General features: G+C 68.7%; 12 protein-coding genes. 5 read left to right on the top strand and 7 right to left on the bottom strand.

Features of this window, described 5'->3' with window-relative positions; translation table 11 throughout:
• Positions 1 to 2: 2 nt before the first annotated feature.
• Positions 3 to 1,193, top strand: a complete 1,191-nt coding sequence (locus QGN30_RS09785; protein ID WP_014385483.1) for an MFS transporter — start codon at positions 3 to 5, stop codon at positions 1,191 to 1,193.
• Here the strand turns inward: QGN30_RS09785 and QGN30_RS09780 are convergent.
• Entirely contained in the window at positions 1,190 to 2,200 is a 1,011-nt protein-coding gene (locus QGN30_RS09780) for a 3-isopropylmalate dehydrogenase (protein WP_009952789.1), read from the bottom strand. The two genes, QGN30_RS09785 and QGN30_RS09780, sit on opposite strands and share 4 nt — an antisense overlap.
• A 61-nt stretch (positions 2,201 to 2,261) precedes the next feature.
• Complete coding sequence (serA, locus tag QGN30_RS09775) at positions 2,262 to 3,848, bottom strand: phosphoglycerate dehydrogenase (protein ID WP_009952790.1); 1,587 nt, start codon at positions 3,846 to 3,848, stop codon at positions 2,262 to 2,264.
• 29 nt (positions 3,849 to 3,877) lie between these two features.
• Here serA and QGN30_RS09770 point away from each other — a divergent pair, with 29 nt between their 5' ends.
• Both QGN30_RS09770 and wrbA read left to right on the top strand, forming a co-directional pair.
• Positions 3,878 to 5,305, top strand: coding sequence for a phytoene desaturase family protein (locus QGN30_RS09770; RefSeq protein WP_248923172.1), 1,428 nt, complete (start codon positions 3,878 to 3,880; stop codon positions 5,303 to 5,305).
• The gene (gene wrbA, locus QGN30_RS09765) at positions 5,302 to 5,904 is read left to right on the top strand and encodes an NAD(P)H:quinone oxidoreductase (protein WP_009952793.1); all 603 of its coding nucleotides are present in this window, start codon (positions 5,302 to 5,304) and stop codon (positions 5,902 to 5,904) included. The genes QGN30_RS09770 and wrbA overlap by 4 nt, the downstream gene beginning before the upstream one ends.
• Positions 5,905 to 5,993: 89 nt before the next feature.
• Here the strand turns inward: wrbA and ilvC are convergent, their stop codons facing one another.
• Genes ilvC through QGN30_RS09750 form a run of 3 tightly spaced genes read right to left on the bottom strand, consistent with a single transcriptional unit; the run spans position 5,994 to position 9,337 of the window.
• Positions 5,994 to 6,995 carry a ketol-acid reductoisomerase gene (ilvC, locus tag QGN30_RS09760; RefSeq protein WP_009952794.1) on the bottom strand — a complete coding sequence of 334 codons (1,002 nt, stop codon included), beginning with the start codon at positions 6,993 to 6,995 and terminating at the stop codon, positions 5,994 to 5,996.
• A gap of 33 nt (positions 6,996 to 7,028) precedes the next feature.
• Positions 7,029 to 7,535, bottom strand: a complete 507-nt coding sequence (ilvN, locus tag QGN30_RS09755) for an acetolactate synthase small subunit (protein WP_008259035.1) — start codon at positions 7,533 to 7,535, stop codon at positions 7,029 to 7,031.
• On the bottom strand, positions 7,535 to 9,337 hold the full coding sequence (locus QGN30_RS09750; RefSeq protein ID WP_225324875.1) for an acetolactate synthase large subunit: 1,803 nt from the start codon (positions 9,335 to 9,337) through the stop codon (positions 7,535 to 7,537). Before QGN30_RS09750 ends, ilvN begins: the two co-directional genes overlap by 1 nt.
• A gap of 405 nt (positions 9,338 to 9,742) precedes the next feature.
• Here QGN30_RS09750 and QGN30_RS09745 point away from each other — a divergent pair, with 405 nt between their 5' ends.
• Positions 9,743 to 10,099, top strand: coding sequence for a PH domain-containing protein (locus QGN30_RS09745; protein ID WP_008259037.1), 357 nt, complete (start codon positions 9,743 to 9,745; stop codon positions 10,097 to 10,099).
• 12 nt (positions 10,100 to 10,111) lie between these two features.
• Here QGN30_RS09745 and QGN30_RS09740 read toward each other — a convergent pair whose 3' ends face one another.
• Complete coding sequence (locus QGN30_RS09740; protein ID WP_008259038.1) at positions 10,112 to 10,972, bottom strand: DoxX family protein; 861 nt, start codon at positions 10,970 to 10,972, stop codon at positions 10,112 to 10,114.
• A gap of 253 nt (positions 10,973 to 11,225) precedes the next feature.
• Between QGN30_RS09740 and QGN30_RS09735 the strand changes: the two genes are divergently transcribed.
• The gene (locus QGN30_RS09735; RefSeq protein WP_080552487.1) at positions 11,226 to 12,356 is read left to right on the top strand and encodes a PQQ-dependent sugar dehydrogenase; all 1,131 of its coding nucleotides are present in this window, start codon (positions 11,226 to 11,228) and stop codon (positions 12,354 to 12,356) included.
• Between the two features lie 91 nt (positions 12,357 to 12,447).
• Here the strand turns inward: QGN30_RS09735 and gatB are convergent, their stop codons facing one another.
• Complete coding sequence (gatB, locus tag QGN30_RS09730) at positions 12,448 to 13,959, bottom strand: Asp-tRNA(Asn)/Glu-tRNA(Gln) amidotransferase subunit GatB (RefSeq protein ID WP_064936192.1); 1,512 nt, start codon at positions 13,957 to 13,959, stop codon at positions 12,448 to 12,450.
• Between the last annotated feature and the right edge of the window lie 57 nt (positions 13,960 to 14,016).

The raw sequence follows: 14,016 nt of genomic DNA, 5'->3' as shown, positions 1-14,016 counted from the left end.
AGGTGCAGACGACATCGACGCGTCGATGGGTGATGCTGGGGACGGGACTGATCGCGACGTTGAGCGCGACGGTCTTCATCAACGGCATCGCCTTTCTGATCCCCGCCCTCAACGACGTACGCGGCATCAATCTGGCCGAGGCGGCGCTGCTCTCGGCGATGCCCAGCTTCGGCATGGTGGTCACGCTGATCGCCTGGGGCTACATACTCGACATCGTCGGCGAGCGGATCGTGCTCACGGCGGGCTTGGCCCTCACCGCGGCGGCGGCGCTCATCGCTGCGGCGGTGCCGGAATCCATGCTGACGGAAGGGATCGCCCTGTTCGGTGGCGGCATGGCCGCGGCGAGCGCCAACACCGCCAGTGGCCGCCTGGTGACGGGGTGGTTCCCGCCGCAGCAGCGCGGCCTGGCGATGGGGATTCGACAGACCGCGCAACCGTTGGGAATCGCGTTGGCCGCCTTGGTACTTCCCGAGCTCGGCGAACGCAACATCTCGGTCGCGCTGTTGTTCCCCGCGGCGGTGTGCGCGGTGTCCGCGGTGCTGTGCGCCGTGTGGGTGCGCGATCCCGCACGCCCCGAACGGTCGACGGCCGACAAGGCCGAATTGGCCAGCCCGTACCGCGGCACGACGGTGCTGTGGCGCATTCACTTCGCGTCGGCGCTGCTCATGGTGCCCCAAACCGTGGTCTTGACGTTCATGCTCGTCTGGTTGATGAAAAACCAGCATTGGTCGATCGCGACGGCCGGCGTCTTGGTGAGCTTCTCGCAGCTGTTGAGCGCGCTGGGACGCATCGCCGTCGGCAGATGGTCCGACCGCCTGGGATCGCGAATGCGCCCGATCCGCATCATCGCGATGGCCGCCGCCGTGGTGATGGTCTTGCTGGCGATCGCGGATCATGCGCACTCCGCGATGGCGGTGACGCTGATGGTCGCCGCGTCGGTGATCACCGTGCTCGACAACGGTTTGGCGTTCACCGCCATTCCGGAAGTGGCCGGCCGATTTTGGAGCGGGCGCGCCATGGGCGCGCAGAACACCACTCAGCGACTCACCGCGGCGGTCGGGCCCCCGGTTTTCGGCGAGATGATCGACGCGACCGGATACCCGCTGGCCTTCGCGGTGTGCGCGTTGTTTCCGTTGCTGGCCCTGCCGGTGGTGCCGTCGGAGGCGCGCTCGCGCGCGGCCGCCCGCGACTAGAGCCCGGCGGCGATCCGTTCGCCGACTTCGCGGGTGGCGAGCCGTTCGCTCCCGCGCGTTGCCAGGTGGCGCTCGACGGCCCGGTCCACCCGGGCGGCGGCGTCGTCCTCGCCGAGATGGGCGAGCAGCAACGCCACCGACATGATCGCCGCCGTCGGATCGGCGATGCCCTGCCCGGCGATATCCGGTGCGCTGCCGTGAACGGGCTCGAACATCGAGGGGTTGGTCCGCGTGGCGTCGATGTTTCCGCTGGCGGCCAAGCCAATTCCGCCACACACCGCCGCCGACAGGTCGGTGATGATGTCGCCGAACAGGTTGTCGGTGACGATCACGTCGAACCGACCGGGATCGGTCACCATGAAGATGGTGGCCGCGTCGATGTGCTGATACGCCACCTCGACGTCGGGATAGTCCCGGCCGACCTCGGCCACGATGCGCGACCACAACCTTCCGGCGAAGGTCAGCACGTTGGTTTTGTGCACCAGGGTCAAGTGCTTTCGGCGTCGCTGAGCCCGCTCGAACGCGTCGGCCACCACGCGTCGCACGCCGAAAGCCGTGTTCTGGCTGACCTCGGTGGCGACCTCGTTGGGCGTTCCGACGCGGATGGCGCCGCCGGTGCCGGTGTAGGGACCTTCGGTCCCCTCGCGCACCACCACGAAGTCGATGTCGGGGTTGCCGGCCAGTGGGCTGTTCACACCCGGGTACAGCCGCCCGGGCCGCAAGTTGATGTGATGATCCAGCTCGAAACGCAAGCGCAGCAACAAACCTCGCTCCAGCACGCCGCTGGGCACCGACGGGTCACCGATGGCGCCGAGCAGGATGGCGTCATGCGCGCGCAGCTCGTCGACCGCCGAGTCCGGCAGAAGCTCACCCGTGGCGTGGTAACGCCGCGCCCCCAGGTCGTAGCTGGTCTTCTCCACGCCGGGCAGCACCGCGTCCAGGACCTTGACGGCCTCGGCCACAACTTCGGGCCCGATACCGTCGCCCTCGATCACCGCCAGCTTCATGGGCGCCGCTCCTCCTCATTGGCGCCGCTCATGCGGCGCGTGGTCGGGTCGCCGGCGCGCCTCATGAAAGATCAACCACCTCAAGCTTGTTCGCGCCGACGGCCGCACCGATCTCCGCCCGCACGTCGCCCGGCACGTCCCGATCCAGGCGCAACAGGATCGTCGCTCCCGGACCTTCGGCGTCCTCGGACAGTTGCGCGGCCTGGATGTTCACCCCGGCCGAGCCCAGCAGGGTACCGATCTTGCCCAGCGCACCGGGCTGGTCGACGTAGTTGATCACCAGGTTGATGCCGCGGGCGCGCAGGTCGAAGTTGCGGCCGTTGATTTGCACGATCTTTTCCACCAGCTGCGGCCCGGACAGGGTGCCGGCGACGTTGACCGCGCTGCCGTCGTGCGCGACCGCGCGCACGTCGACCACGCTGCGGTGGTTCGGGCTCTCCGACGCCGTGCCGATTTCGGCGGTGATGCCGCGTTCCTCGGCCAGCGCCGGAGCGTTGACGAACGTCACCGGACCCTCGACGACGGCCGAGAACAACCCCCGCAGAGCCGAAAGTTTCAGCACCTCAACGTCTTCGGATGCGAGCTCGCCGCGCACCTGCACCGACAACGACACCGGCGGACCGTCGGAAAGGGTGGCCGCCAGCACGCCGAGCTTGCGCACCAGGTCCAGCCACGGCGCCACCTCTTCGTTGACCACCCCGCCGCCGACGTTGACGGCGTCGGGAACGAATTCCCCGGCCAGCGCGAGCTTCACGCTCGCCGCGACGTCGGTGCCGGCCCGATCCTGGGCCTCCTCGGTCGAGGCCCCCAGATGGGGTGTGACCACCACCTGCGGCAGCTCGAACAGCGGACTGTCGGTGCACGGCTCCTTGGAGAACACGTCAAGGCCGGCCGCGCGCACGTGGCCACTGCGGACCGCGTCGGCCAGCGCCGCCTCGTCGACCAGGCCGCCGCGGGCGGCGTTGACGATGACCACGCCCGGCTTGGTTTTCGCCAACGCGTCCTTGCCGATCAGTCCGGCCGTTTCGGGCGTCTTGGGCAGGTGCACCGAGATGAAGTCGGCGCGGGCCAGCAGTTCGTCGAGCGTCAACAGCTCGATGCCCAGCTGCGCGGCGCGGGCCGGCGACACGTAAGGGTCATACGCGATCAGGTGGGTGCCGAAGGCGCTGAGCCGCTGGGCGACCAGCTGCCCGATGCGGCCCAACCCGACGACGCCCACCGTCTTGCCGAAAATCTCGGTGCCCGAGAACGACGACCGCTTCCAGGTGTGCTCGCGCAGCGAGGCGTCGGCCGCCGGGATCTGGCGGGCCGCGGAGAGCAGCAGCGCCAGCGCGTGCTCGGCGGCGCTGTGAATGTTCGACGTCGGCGCGTTGACCACCAGGACACCGCGCTCGGTGGCCGCGTCCACGTCGACGTTGTCCAGGCCGACCCCGGCGCGGGCGACGATCTTCAGCTTGGGGGCCGCCGCGAGCACCTCGGCGTCGACGGTGGTGGCCGAGCGCACCAGCAGCGCGTCGGCCTCAGGCACGGCCGCCAACAGTTTCTCGCGATCGGGCCCGTCTACCCAGCGCACCTCGACCTGGTCGCCCAGGGCCGCGACGGTTGATTCAGCGAGCTTGTCGGCAATGAGTACAACAGGCAAATTCACCCGGCCAGCCTATCGGCTGTAATTGACGGGTGGACGTCACCATCGTCGGCAGCGGACCCAACGGGTTGACCGCCGCCGTAATCTGCGCCCGGGCCGGCCTGAAAGTGCAGGTCGTCGAAGCTCAACCGACGTTTGGCGGGGGTGCGCGCACCGCGACCGATCCCGATTCCGCGGGCGTCGTGCACGACATCTGCTCGGCGGTGCACCCGTTGGCGCTGGCATCGCCGTTCTTCATGGAGTTCGACCTGCCCGCGCGCGGCGTGCAATTGGCGGTCCCCGAGATTTCGTACGCCAACCCGTTGCCGGGCCGCCCGGCGGCCATCGCGTACCGCGACCTGGACCGCACCTGCGCCGAATTGGAGGGCGGCGCCTCATTCCGGCGCCTGCTCGGCCCGCTGGTCGAGCGCTCCGACGACGTGGTGGCCCTGCTGCTGGGCGACAAGCGGTCGGTGCCGAACTCCGTGCCGTCGGCGTGGCGGCTCGGGGTGCGGATGCTGGCCCAGGGCACCCCGGCGTGGGGTTCGCTGACCGGCGAGGACGCCCGCGCCCTGTTCACCGGTGTTGCCGCCCATATCATTTCGCGGATGCCGTCGTTGACGGCGGCCGGTGCCGGGATGATGCTGGCCACCCTCGCGCATTCGGTGGGCTGGCCGATTCCGGTGGGGGGCAGCCAGGCGATCACCGACGCACTGATCGCCGACCTGCGCGCTCACGGCGGCGAGCTGACGGCGGGCACGGAGGTCACTTCGCCGCCTGGCGGGGTCGTCGCCTTCGACACGGCGCCGACCGCGCTGCTGCGGATCTACGGCGACTCCCTCCCGAGGCGCTACGCCAAAGCGTTGCGGCGCTACACGTTTGGCCCGGGGGTGGCCAAGGTCGACTTCGTCCTGGCCGACGAGATCCCCTGGGCGGACCCGCGGCTACGAAAGGCCCCCACCCTGCATCTCGGCGGCACCCGGGCCCAGATGGCCCGCGCCGAGGCCGAGATCGCCGCCGGCCGGCACGCGCAATGGCCGATGGTGCTGGCCGCCTCTCCGCACGTCGCCGACCCGGGCCGCATCGACTCGAACGGACGCCGCCCGTTCTGGAGCTATGCCCACGTGCCGTCGGGGTCCACCGTCGATCCGACGGAGGCCGTGACCGCGGTGGTCGAGCGCTTCGCGCCCGGCTTCCGCGACGTCGTGGTGGCCGCACGCGCGGTGCCCGCCGCGCGGCTGTGCGACCACAACGCCAACTATGTGGGCGGCGACATCGGGATGGGCGGCAATTCGGCCTGGCGAGCGATCGCGGGACCGACTCCGCGGCTAAACCCTTGGCGCACACCCATTCCCAAGGTGTACCTGTGTTCGGCGGCCACGCCACCGGGCGGCGGCGTCCACGGCATGGCCGGCTACTACGCCGCGCGCACGCTGTTGCGCCGCGAATTCGGGATCGGCATGCCTAAGCTGAGCCCGTGACCAAACTCGCGATCATCTATTACTCGGCCACCGGACACGGCACCACGATGGCGCAGCGCGTCGCCGCGGCGGCCGAGTCGGCGGGGGCCGATGTCCGCCTGCGCCACGTCGCCGAAACCCAGGATCCCGCCTCGTTCGCCCACAACCCGGCCTGGACGGCGAATTACGAGGCCACCAAGGACCTTCCGGTGGCAACCGGCGACGACATCGTCTGGGCCGACGCGGTGATCTTCGGTTCACCGACGCGGTTCGGCTCTCCCGCAGCGCAATTGCGCGCGTTCCTCGACTCGCTGGGCGGGCTGTGGGCACAGGGCAAGCTCGCCGACAAGGTGTATGCGGGCTTCACGTCGTCCAACACCGTGCACGGCGGTCAGGAAACCACCCTGCTCTCCCTGTACATCACGCTGATGCATTTCGGCGGCATCATCGTGCCGCCGGGCTACACGGATGCGTGCAAGTTCGTCGACGGCAACCCGTACGGGGTCAGCCTGGTCACCACCCACGACAACATCAACGAATTCGACGAGCCCACCGACAAGGCCCTCGAGCACCTGGCCCGCCGGGTGGTCGAGACGGCGGATCGCCTCGCCTCGTCCTGAGCCGCCTCGCCTCTTAGCCCGCCGAACGTGCACTCACGGCGAAAAAATCGACGAAAACTCGCCCTGAGTGCACGCTCGGCGCCGAAAAGCTAAGCCGTCTCGGTGATCGGCCGGTCGACCCAGCTCATCAGGTCGCGCAGCTTCTTGCCGGTGACCTCGATGGGGTGCTCGGCGTTCTCCTTGCGCAGCTGCTCGAGCTGCTTGTTGCCGCCCTCGACGTTGGCGACCAGCTTCTTGACGAAGTCGCCGTTCTGGATGTCGCGCAGGATCTCCCGCATCCGGTCCTTGGTGCCGGCGTCGATGACACGCGGCCCCGACAGGTACCCGCCGAACTCCGCGGTGTCGGACACCGAGTAGTTCATCCGGGCGATGCCGCCCTCATACATCAGGTCGACGATCAGCTTGAGCTCGTGCAGCACCTCGAAGTACGCCATCTCCGGCGGGTAGCCCGCCTCGACCATCACGTCGAAACCGGTCTTCACCAATTCCTCTGTGCCACCGCACAAGACGGCCTGCTCACCGAAGAGGTCGGTCTCGGTCTCGTCCTTGAAGGTGGTCTTGATGACGCCGGCGCGGGTACCGCCGATGGCCTTGGCGTAGGACAAGGCGAGCGCCTCACCCTTGCCGGACGGGTCCTGGTCGACCGCGATCAGGCAGGGCACACCTTTGCCGTCGACGAACTGCCGGCGCACCAAATGACCGGGCCCCTTGGGCGCGACCATGGCGATGGTGACGTCGGCGGGCGGCTTGATCAGGTCGAAGTGGATGTTGAGGCCGTGACCGAAAAACAACGCGTCACCGGGCTTCAGGTTCGGCTCGATGTCATTTTTGAAGATGTCGGCCTGCGCGGTGTCGGGCGCCAGCAGCATGATCACGTCGGCCCACTTGGCGACCTCGGCGGGGGTGTCGACGTCCAGGCCCTGCTCGGAAACCTTGGGCCGCGACTTCGAACCCTCCTTCAGGCCCACCTTCACCTGCACGCCGGAGTCGCGCAGGCTCAGCGAGTGCGCGTGCCCTTGGCTGCCGTATCCGATGACCCCGACCTTGCGACCCTGAATGATGGTCAGGTCCGCATCGTCGTCATAGAACATTTCTAGTGCCACTGTTGAATATCTCCTTGTGTGTTACTTGGCCGTGCCGATTCCGCGTGGACCGCGAGACAACGACACCACTCCCGATTGCACGATTTCACGGATGCCGAACGGTTCCAGGATCCGCAGCAGCGCCTCGATCTTGCCGCGGTCGCCCGTCGCCTCGATCGTCAGCGCCTCCGTGGAAACGTCAATCACCTTGGCGCGGAACAGGTTCACCGCTTCGATCACCTGACTGCGGGTGCCGGCGTCGGCGCGCACCTTGATCATCGCCAATTCCCGCGACACCGAGTTGTCGTCGTCGAGCTCGACAATCTTGATGACGTTGATCAGCTTGTTGAGCTGCTTGGTGATCTGTTCGAGCGGGGTCTCCTCGGCGGAGACCACGATCGTCATCCGGGACATGTCCTTCTGCTCGGTCGCGCCGACCGCCAGGGACTCGATGTTGAAGCCGCGCCGCGAGAACAGCGCGGCCACGCGGGCGAGGACACCGGGTTTGTCTTCGACCAGCACCGACAGAGTGTGGGTTTGCGGACTCATCAGGCGTGCCCTTCACTCTCGTCGTCGAACAGCGGGCGGATCCCGCGGGCCGCCTGGATCTCGTCATTGCTGGTGCCGGCGGCGACCATCGGCCACACCTGCGCGTCCGCGCCGACGATGAAGTCGATCACGACCGGTCGGTCGTTGATCGCCCGCGCCTGCTCGATCACGTCGGCGACGTCTTCCTCACGCTCGCAACGCAACCCGACGCAGCCCAGCGCCTCCGCCAGCTTCACGAAGTCCGGGATGCGGTGCGAATGCGTGGCCAGATCCGTTTGCGAGTAACGCTCTTCGTAGAACAGCGTCTGCCACTGGCGGACCATGCCCAGGTTGCCGTTGTTGATCAGCGCCACCTTGATCGGCACGCCTTCGATCGCGCAGGTGGCCAGCTCCTGGTTGGTCATCTGGAAACAGCCGTCGCCGTCGATCGCCCAGACCTCGGCGTCCGGGCGGGCCATCTTGGCGCCCATGGCGGCCGGAATGGCGAACCCCATGGTGCCCAGGCCGCCGGAGTTGAGCCAGGTGCGCGGCTTCTCATAGGAGATGAATTGGGCCGCCCACATCTGGTGCTGGCCGACGCCGGCGACGTAAATGGCGTCCGGGCCGGCGATCTGGCCGAGCTTCTCGATGACGTATTCCGGGCCCAGGCTGCCGTCGCTCTGCGGTCCGTAACTCAGCGGATACGTGGACCGAACCCCGTCGAGGTAGGCCCACCACTCGGTCATGTCGATCTTGCCGGGCACCCCGTCGTGGCGGAGCTGCTCGACCAGCTCGGCGATGACGGCCTTGACGTCACCGACGATCGGCACGTCGGCGTGGCGGTTCTTGCCGATCTCGGCCGGGTCGATGTCGGCGTGGATGACCTTGGCTTCGGGCGCGAAGGTGTCCAGCTTCCCGGTCACCCGGTCGTCGAAGCGGGTGCCCAGCGCGATCAGGAGGTCGCTGCGCTGCAGGGCCGCCACCGCGGCGACGGTGCCGTGCATGCCGGGCATGCCCATGTGCTGACGATGGCTGTCCGGGAACGCGCCGCGCGCCATCAGCGTGGTCACCACCGGGATGCCGGTCAGCTCGGCCAGCTCGGCCAGCTGCTCGGTCGCGTCCCCGCGGATGACACCCCCGCCCACGTACAGCACCGGTTTGCGGGCCGCGGCGATCAGCTTGGCGGCCTCGCGGATCTGCCGGTTGTGCGGCTTGACGGTCGGCTTGTATCCGGGCAGATCGATGCGCGGCGGCCAGCTGAACGTGCACTGGCCCTGCAGCACGTCCTTGGGGATGTCGACGAGCACCGCGCCGGGGCGGCCCGAGGAGGCGATGTGGAAGGCCTCGGCGAGCACCTGCGGGATCTCGTTACCGGAGCGGACCAGGAAGTTGTGCTTGGTGATCGGCATCGTGATGCCCGAGATGTCGGCTTCCTGGAAGGCGTCGGTGCCGATCAGCGTGCGCCCCACCTGGCCGGTGACCGCGACGACGGGGATCGAGTCCATCTGGGCGTCGGCCAGCGCGGTGACCAGGTTGGTGGCCCCGGGGCCGGAAGTCGCCATGCAGACACCGACCTTGCCGGTGGCGTGCGCGTAGCCGCTGGCGGCGTGACCCGCGCCCTGTTCGTGGCGGACCAGCACGTGGCGCAGCTTCTTTGAGTCGAACAGCGGGTCATAGACCGGCAGCACCGCGCCGCCGGGGATGCCGAAGATGACGTCGACGTCGAGTTCCTCCAGCGACCGGATCACCGACTGCGCGCCGGTAAGTTGCTCGGGCCCAATGCGTTTCGGCTTGCCGTTGGCAGACTTCGCGGCCGGCTTCACCGCGTCGGTGGCGATGTCGGCGGCGCCCGGTGTGTCGGGGGCGGGCCGCCTGGTGGGAGCGCTCACTGTCGTTCAGTCCTTATTCACTCTGGGAATCTCGCGGGGGCAACAAAAAACCCCCGACAGCTCATCTGCTGCACGAGGGTTGCGCGTTGGTGCTGGATTGCTTCAAATGCTCAAAGGCAAGTCAGGCACCAACGCGCCTAATTACTACGAGCATCCCGGGCTTTCCGGCGGTATCCATAGCGCTCGACGGTAGTCTTCGCACAGCTCAGCAGTCAAATCCGTCACCGTCACCAGCCGGGTTGGGCGCGCGCCGCCGCCTGGCCGCTCGCGGGATCCGCCGGGCGCCCCGGGTGAAATGATGGTCGGGTGGCTACCGGTTCGTCTTCCCGAACACCTCTCGTGATCAAGCTGTCCCCCATCGCGCACCTCGCGGTCGGATTCCTGGCCCTGGGCTTGCTGATCCCGGTGATGCTGTGGCCGCCGTCCGCGCCGCTGTTGATCATTCCGGTGGTGCTGTCGGCGATGATCGTCCGGTTACGCACCGTCGCCGACGACCGCGGTGTCACCGTCCGCACGCTGCTGGGCAGCCAGACGGTGCGCTGGGACGACATCGACGGGCTGCGTTTCCATCGCGGTTCCTGGGCACGGGCGCGCCTCAAGAGCGGCGCCGAGCTGCGATTGCCGGCGGTCAGCTTCTCGACGCTGCCGGAGCTCACCGCGGCCAGCGCGGGGCGGGTTCCCAACCCCTATCAGTGACGGCGGCCCAGCTCAGCCGATCGGGTTCACGCCGTTGAGCGCCACCCACACGCCGATGCCGGCGGCGATGCCGGCCAGCAGGGCGACGAACGACCCGATGAACGGCCGGTGGGCCCAGCCGCGGCGCGCGTCGAGACCGTAGCGGCCGGGTCCGCACAGGATGACCGCGGCGGCCACGGCGATGAGGGTGATCTGGTATTCGTGCCCCTCGGGCAGGAAGTACGAGAAGGTGTGCGTGTGCGGCCGCGCCGAGACGGTGGCCAGCAGGCCGTTGATCAAAAACGCAAGAGCGCCGGCCGCGGCCAGCGGCGTGAACAGGCCCAGCACCAGCAGCACACCGGCCACGAGCTCGCCGCCGGCGCTCACGTAGGCGAGGATGTCGGCGTGCTGGTAGCCGACGTCGGACAGCGAGTTCCTGAACCCGGTCACTCCCGAACCGCCCCACCAGCCGAACAACTTCTGCAGCCCGTGGGCGCCGAGCACCACGCCAAGCCCGACCCGCAACACCAGCAAACCCAGATGCTGGGTTCCGCGCCGCCCGACGTCGTGCAACCGGTCGTCGTGCTCGTCGTCGTCGATGTCGGTGGACTCCGGCGCCGCGTGCCGGGCCGCCGAATGCGGCTGGACGTACGGCAGCGGCTCCTGGTGTTCGAGCAGGTTGTAACCCGAGGCCCCGGAGCCGGCCATCGCCGCGGCGGCGCCGTAGGGGATGACGGTGGTGGTTCCCGTGGACGGGTTGAAGTCACCGGGGTAGCCGACTGGGGTCAGATCGTCTTCGGGGTCGACCAGGCGCGCCGAGGCGGGGCGTCCCGGGGTCGACTCCGGGGATTCGCCCGGCCGCTGCCAATCTGCGTCATTCGGTTGACTGGTCACGGGTGTCAGGGTAAGGGCAGTTGGCCCCGAATTGGGGATTTGAGCGGCGCTTTCGCCAGGCAATCGACGGTTTGCCCGCCAAAAACGCCCGGATCGGTCCGAAATCGGCCTGCGAGCCCGTCTGGAGGGGCCGGAAGGCACGATTCGGGGCCCGTCGGCACCGGGTGGAAAGCGGGATCCGATCGCGGGTCCGGCGGCGGGCGAGCGGGACGCGTGTGGCGGCGGCGGCGGCGGTGTCCGTAGCCTGACGGTCATGCGACTAGGGCGATCGGGGCGGTCGGTGCGGCGCGGGTTCGCCGCGCTGTGTGCCCTCGTGCTGGTGACGAGCGGGTGCGCGCGCTTCAACGACGCGCAATCACAACCGTTCACGACCGCCCCGGAATTGAAGCCGCAGCCGAGCTCGACGCCGCCCCCGCCGCCGCCGCTGCCGCCCACCCCGTTCCCGAAGGCCTGCCCGGCGCCGGGGGTCATGCAGGGCTGCCTGGAGAGCACCAGCGGGCTGATTATGGGGCCCGACAGCAAAACCGCGCTGGTCGCCGAGCGCACCACCGGAGCGGTCAAGGAGATCTCGGTCAGCGCCGAGCCGAAGGTGAAGATGGTCATCCCGGTCGACCCGTCCGGGGATGGCGGGTTGATGGACATCGTGTTGTCGCCCACCTACACCCAAGACCGCCTGATGTACGCCTACGTCAGCACCCCGACCGACAACCGGGTCATCCGCATCGCCGACGGCGACATCCCCAAGGACATCCTGACCGGGATCCCCAAGGGCGCCACCGGCAACACCGGGGCGTTGATCTTCACCAGCCCCACCACGTTGGTCGTGCTGACCGGCGACGCCGGTAACCCGGCGATGGCCGCCGACCCCAATTCGCTGGCCGGCAAGGTGCTGCGCATCGAGCAGCCGACCACCGTCGGTCAGGCCCCGCCCACCACGGCGCTGTCCGGCGTGGGTTCGGGCGGCGGCTTGTGCACCGACCCGGTCGACGGCTCGCTGTATGTCGCCGACCGCACCCCGACCGCGGATCGGTTGCAGCGCATCACCAAAACGTCGGACGTCTCCACGGTGTGGACCTGGCCGGACAAACCCGGCGTGGCCGGATGCGCGGCGATGGACGGCACCGTGTTGGTGAACCTGATCAACACCAAGCTGACGGTGGCGGTCCGGCTGGCTCCGACCACGGGCGCGGTCACCGGTGAACCCGACGTCGTGCGGAAGGACACCCACGCGCACGCGTGGGCGCTGCGCATGTCACCGGATGGGAACGTCTGGGGCGCAACCGTAAACAAGACGGCGGGCGACGCCGAGAAGCTGGACGACGTGGTGTTCCCGCTCTTCCCGCAGGGCGGCGGCTTCCCGCGCAACAACGACGACAAGACGTAGTGCGCGCGGGGTTTTGCGCGAAAGTGCAACTGGCGACGCATCTGCCGAGACGCGCCGTCGACAACTGCACTCTCGCGACTTTGGGGTGGGGCTAGCCCTGGCCGCAGGCCGCCAGGACCAGCTCGCGCACCCGGGCGGCGTCGGCCTGCCCGCGGGTGGCCTTCATCACCGCTCCGACGATCGCGCCCGCCGCGGCCACCTTGCCGCCCCGGATCTTTTCCGCCACATCGGGATTGGCGGCCAGCGCCTCGTCGACGGCCGCCTGGGTGACCGAGTCGTCGCGCACCAGCGCCAGGCCGCGGGCGGTCATGACCTCTTCGGGTTCGCCCTCCCCGGCCAGCACGCCCTCGACGACCTGGCGCGCCAGTTTGGTGGACAGCTTGCCCTCGTCGACCAGCGCCACCACCGCGGCGACCTGGGCGGGCGTGATGGCCAGCTCGTCGAGCGCGACGTTGGCCTCGTTGGCCTTCTGCATCAAGAAGTTCCCCCACCAGGCCCGCGCCTGTTCGCTGGACGCGCCGTGTTCGATGGTGGCGGTGACCAGTTCGATGGCGCCGGCGTTGACCAGGTCGCGCATCACCTCGTCGGAGATCCCCCACTCTTCCTGAATTCGCTTGCGGCTCAACCACGGTAGCTCGGGGATGGTCTGGCGCAGCCGCTCGACGAGCTCGCGGCTGGGCGCCACGGGCTCCAGGTCGGGCTCGGGGAAGTAGCGGTAGTCCTCGGCGGTCTCCTTGACGCGGCCCGGGCTGGTGTAGCCCGCCTCGTGAAAGTGCCGGGTTTCCTGGGTGATCCGGCCGCCGGAGGCCAGGACGGCGGCCTGGCGCTGCATTTCGTAACGCACGGCCACCTCGACGCTTTTCAGCGAGTTGACGTTCTTGGTTTCGGTGCGGGTGCCGAATTCGGCCTGGCCGGTCGGCTTCAGCGACACGTTGGCGTCGCAGCGCATGGAGCCCTGATCCATCCGGACGTCGGATACGTCCAAGGCGCGCAACAGGTCCCGCAACGCGGTCACGTAGGCCCGGGCGATCTGCGGTGCCCGGTCCCCGGCCCCGACGATGGGCTTGGTGACGATCTCGATCAGTGGTACCCCGGCGCGGTTGTAGTCGATCAGCGACGTCGTCGCGCCGTGAATGCGGCCGGTCTCGCTGCCGATGTGGGTGAGCTTGCCGGTGTCTTCCTCCATGTGCGCGCGCTCGATCTCCACCCGCCAGGTGCTGCCGTCTTCCAGCGGGGCCTCGAGGTAGCCGTTGATGGCGATGGGCTCGTCGTACTGCGAAATCTGGTAGTTCTTCGGCATGTCCGGGTAGAAGTAGTTCTTCCTGGCGAAGCGGCACCAGGGCACGATCTCGCAGTTGAGCGCCAGCCCGATTCGGATGGCCGACTCCACCGCGGTCTGGTTGAGCACCGGCAGCGAGCCGGGCAGCCCGAGGCACACCGGGCACACCTGGGTGTTGGGCTCGGCGCCGAATGCGGTCGTGCAGCCGCAGAACATCTTGGTGACGGTGGACAGCTCGACGTGCACCTCGAGGCCGAGCACCGGATCGAAACGCGCGATGACGTCGTCGTACTCCATCAGGTCGGCGCTGGCGGCAACACTCATGCGCTCGATCCTAGTGGTGATCGCGAGCGCGGCGGAGCCGGGCGAAGCGGGTCACCA

The sequence above is a fragment of the Mycobacterium sp. 3-98 genome (assembly GCF_035918355.1).
Classification (GTDB): domain Bacteria; phylum Actinomycetota; class Actinomycetes; order Mycobacteriales; family Mycobacteriaceae; genus Mycobacterium; species Mycobacterium intracellulare.
This window is presented reverse-complemented; position numbering and strand designations above follow the sequence as displayed.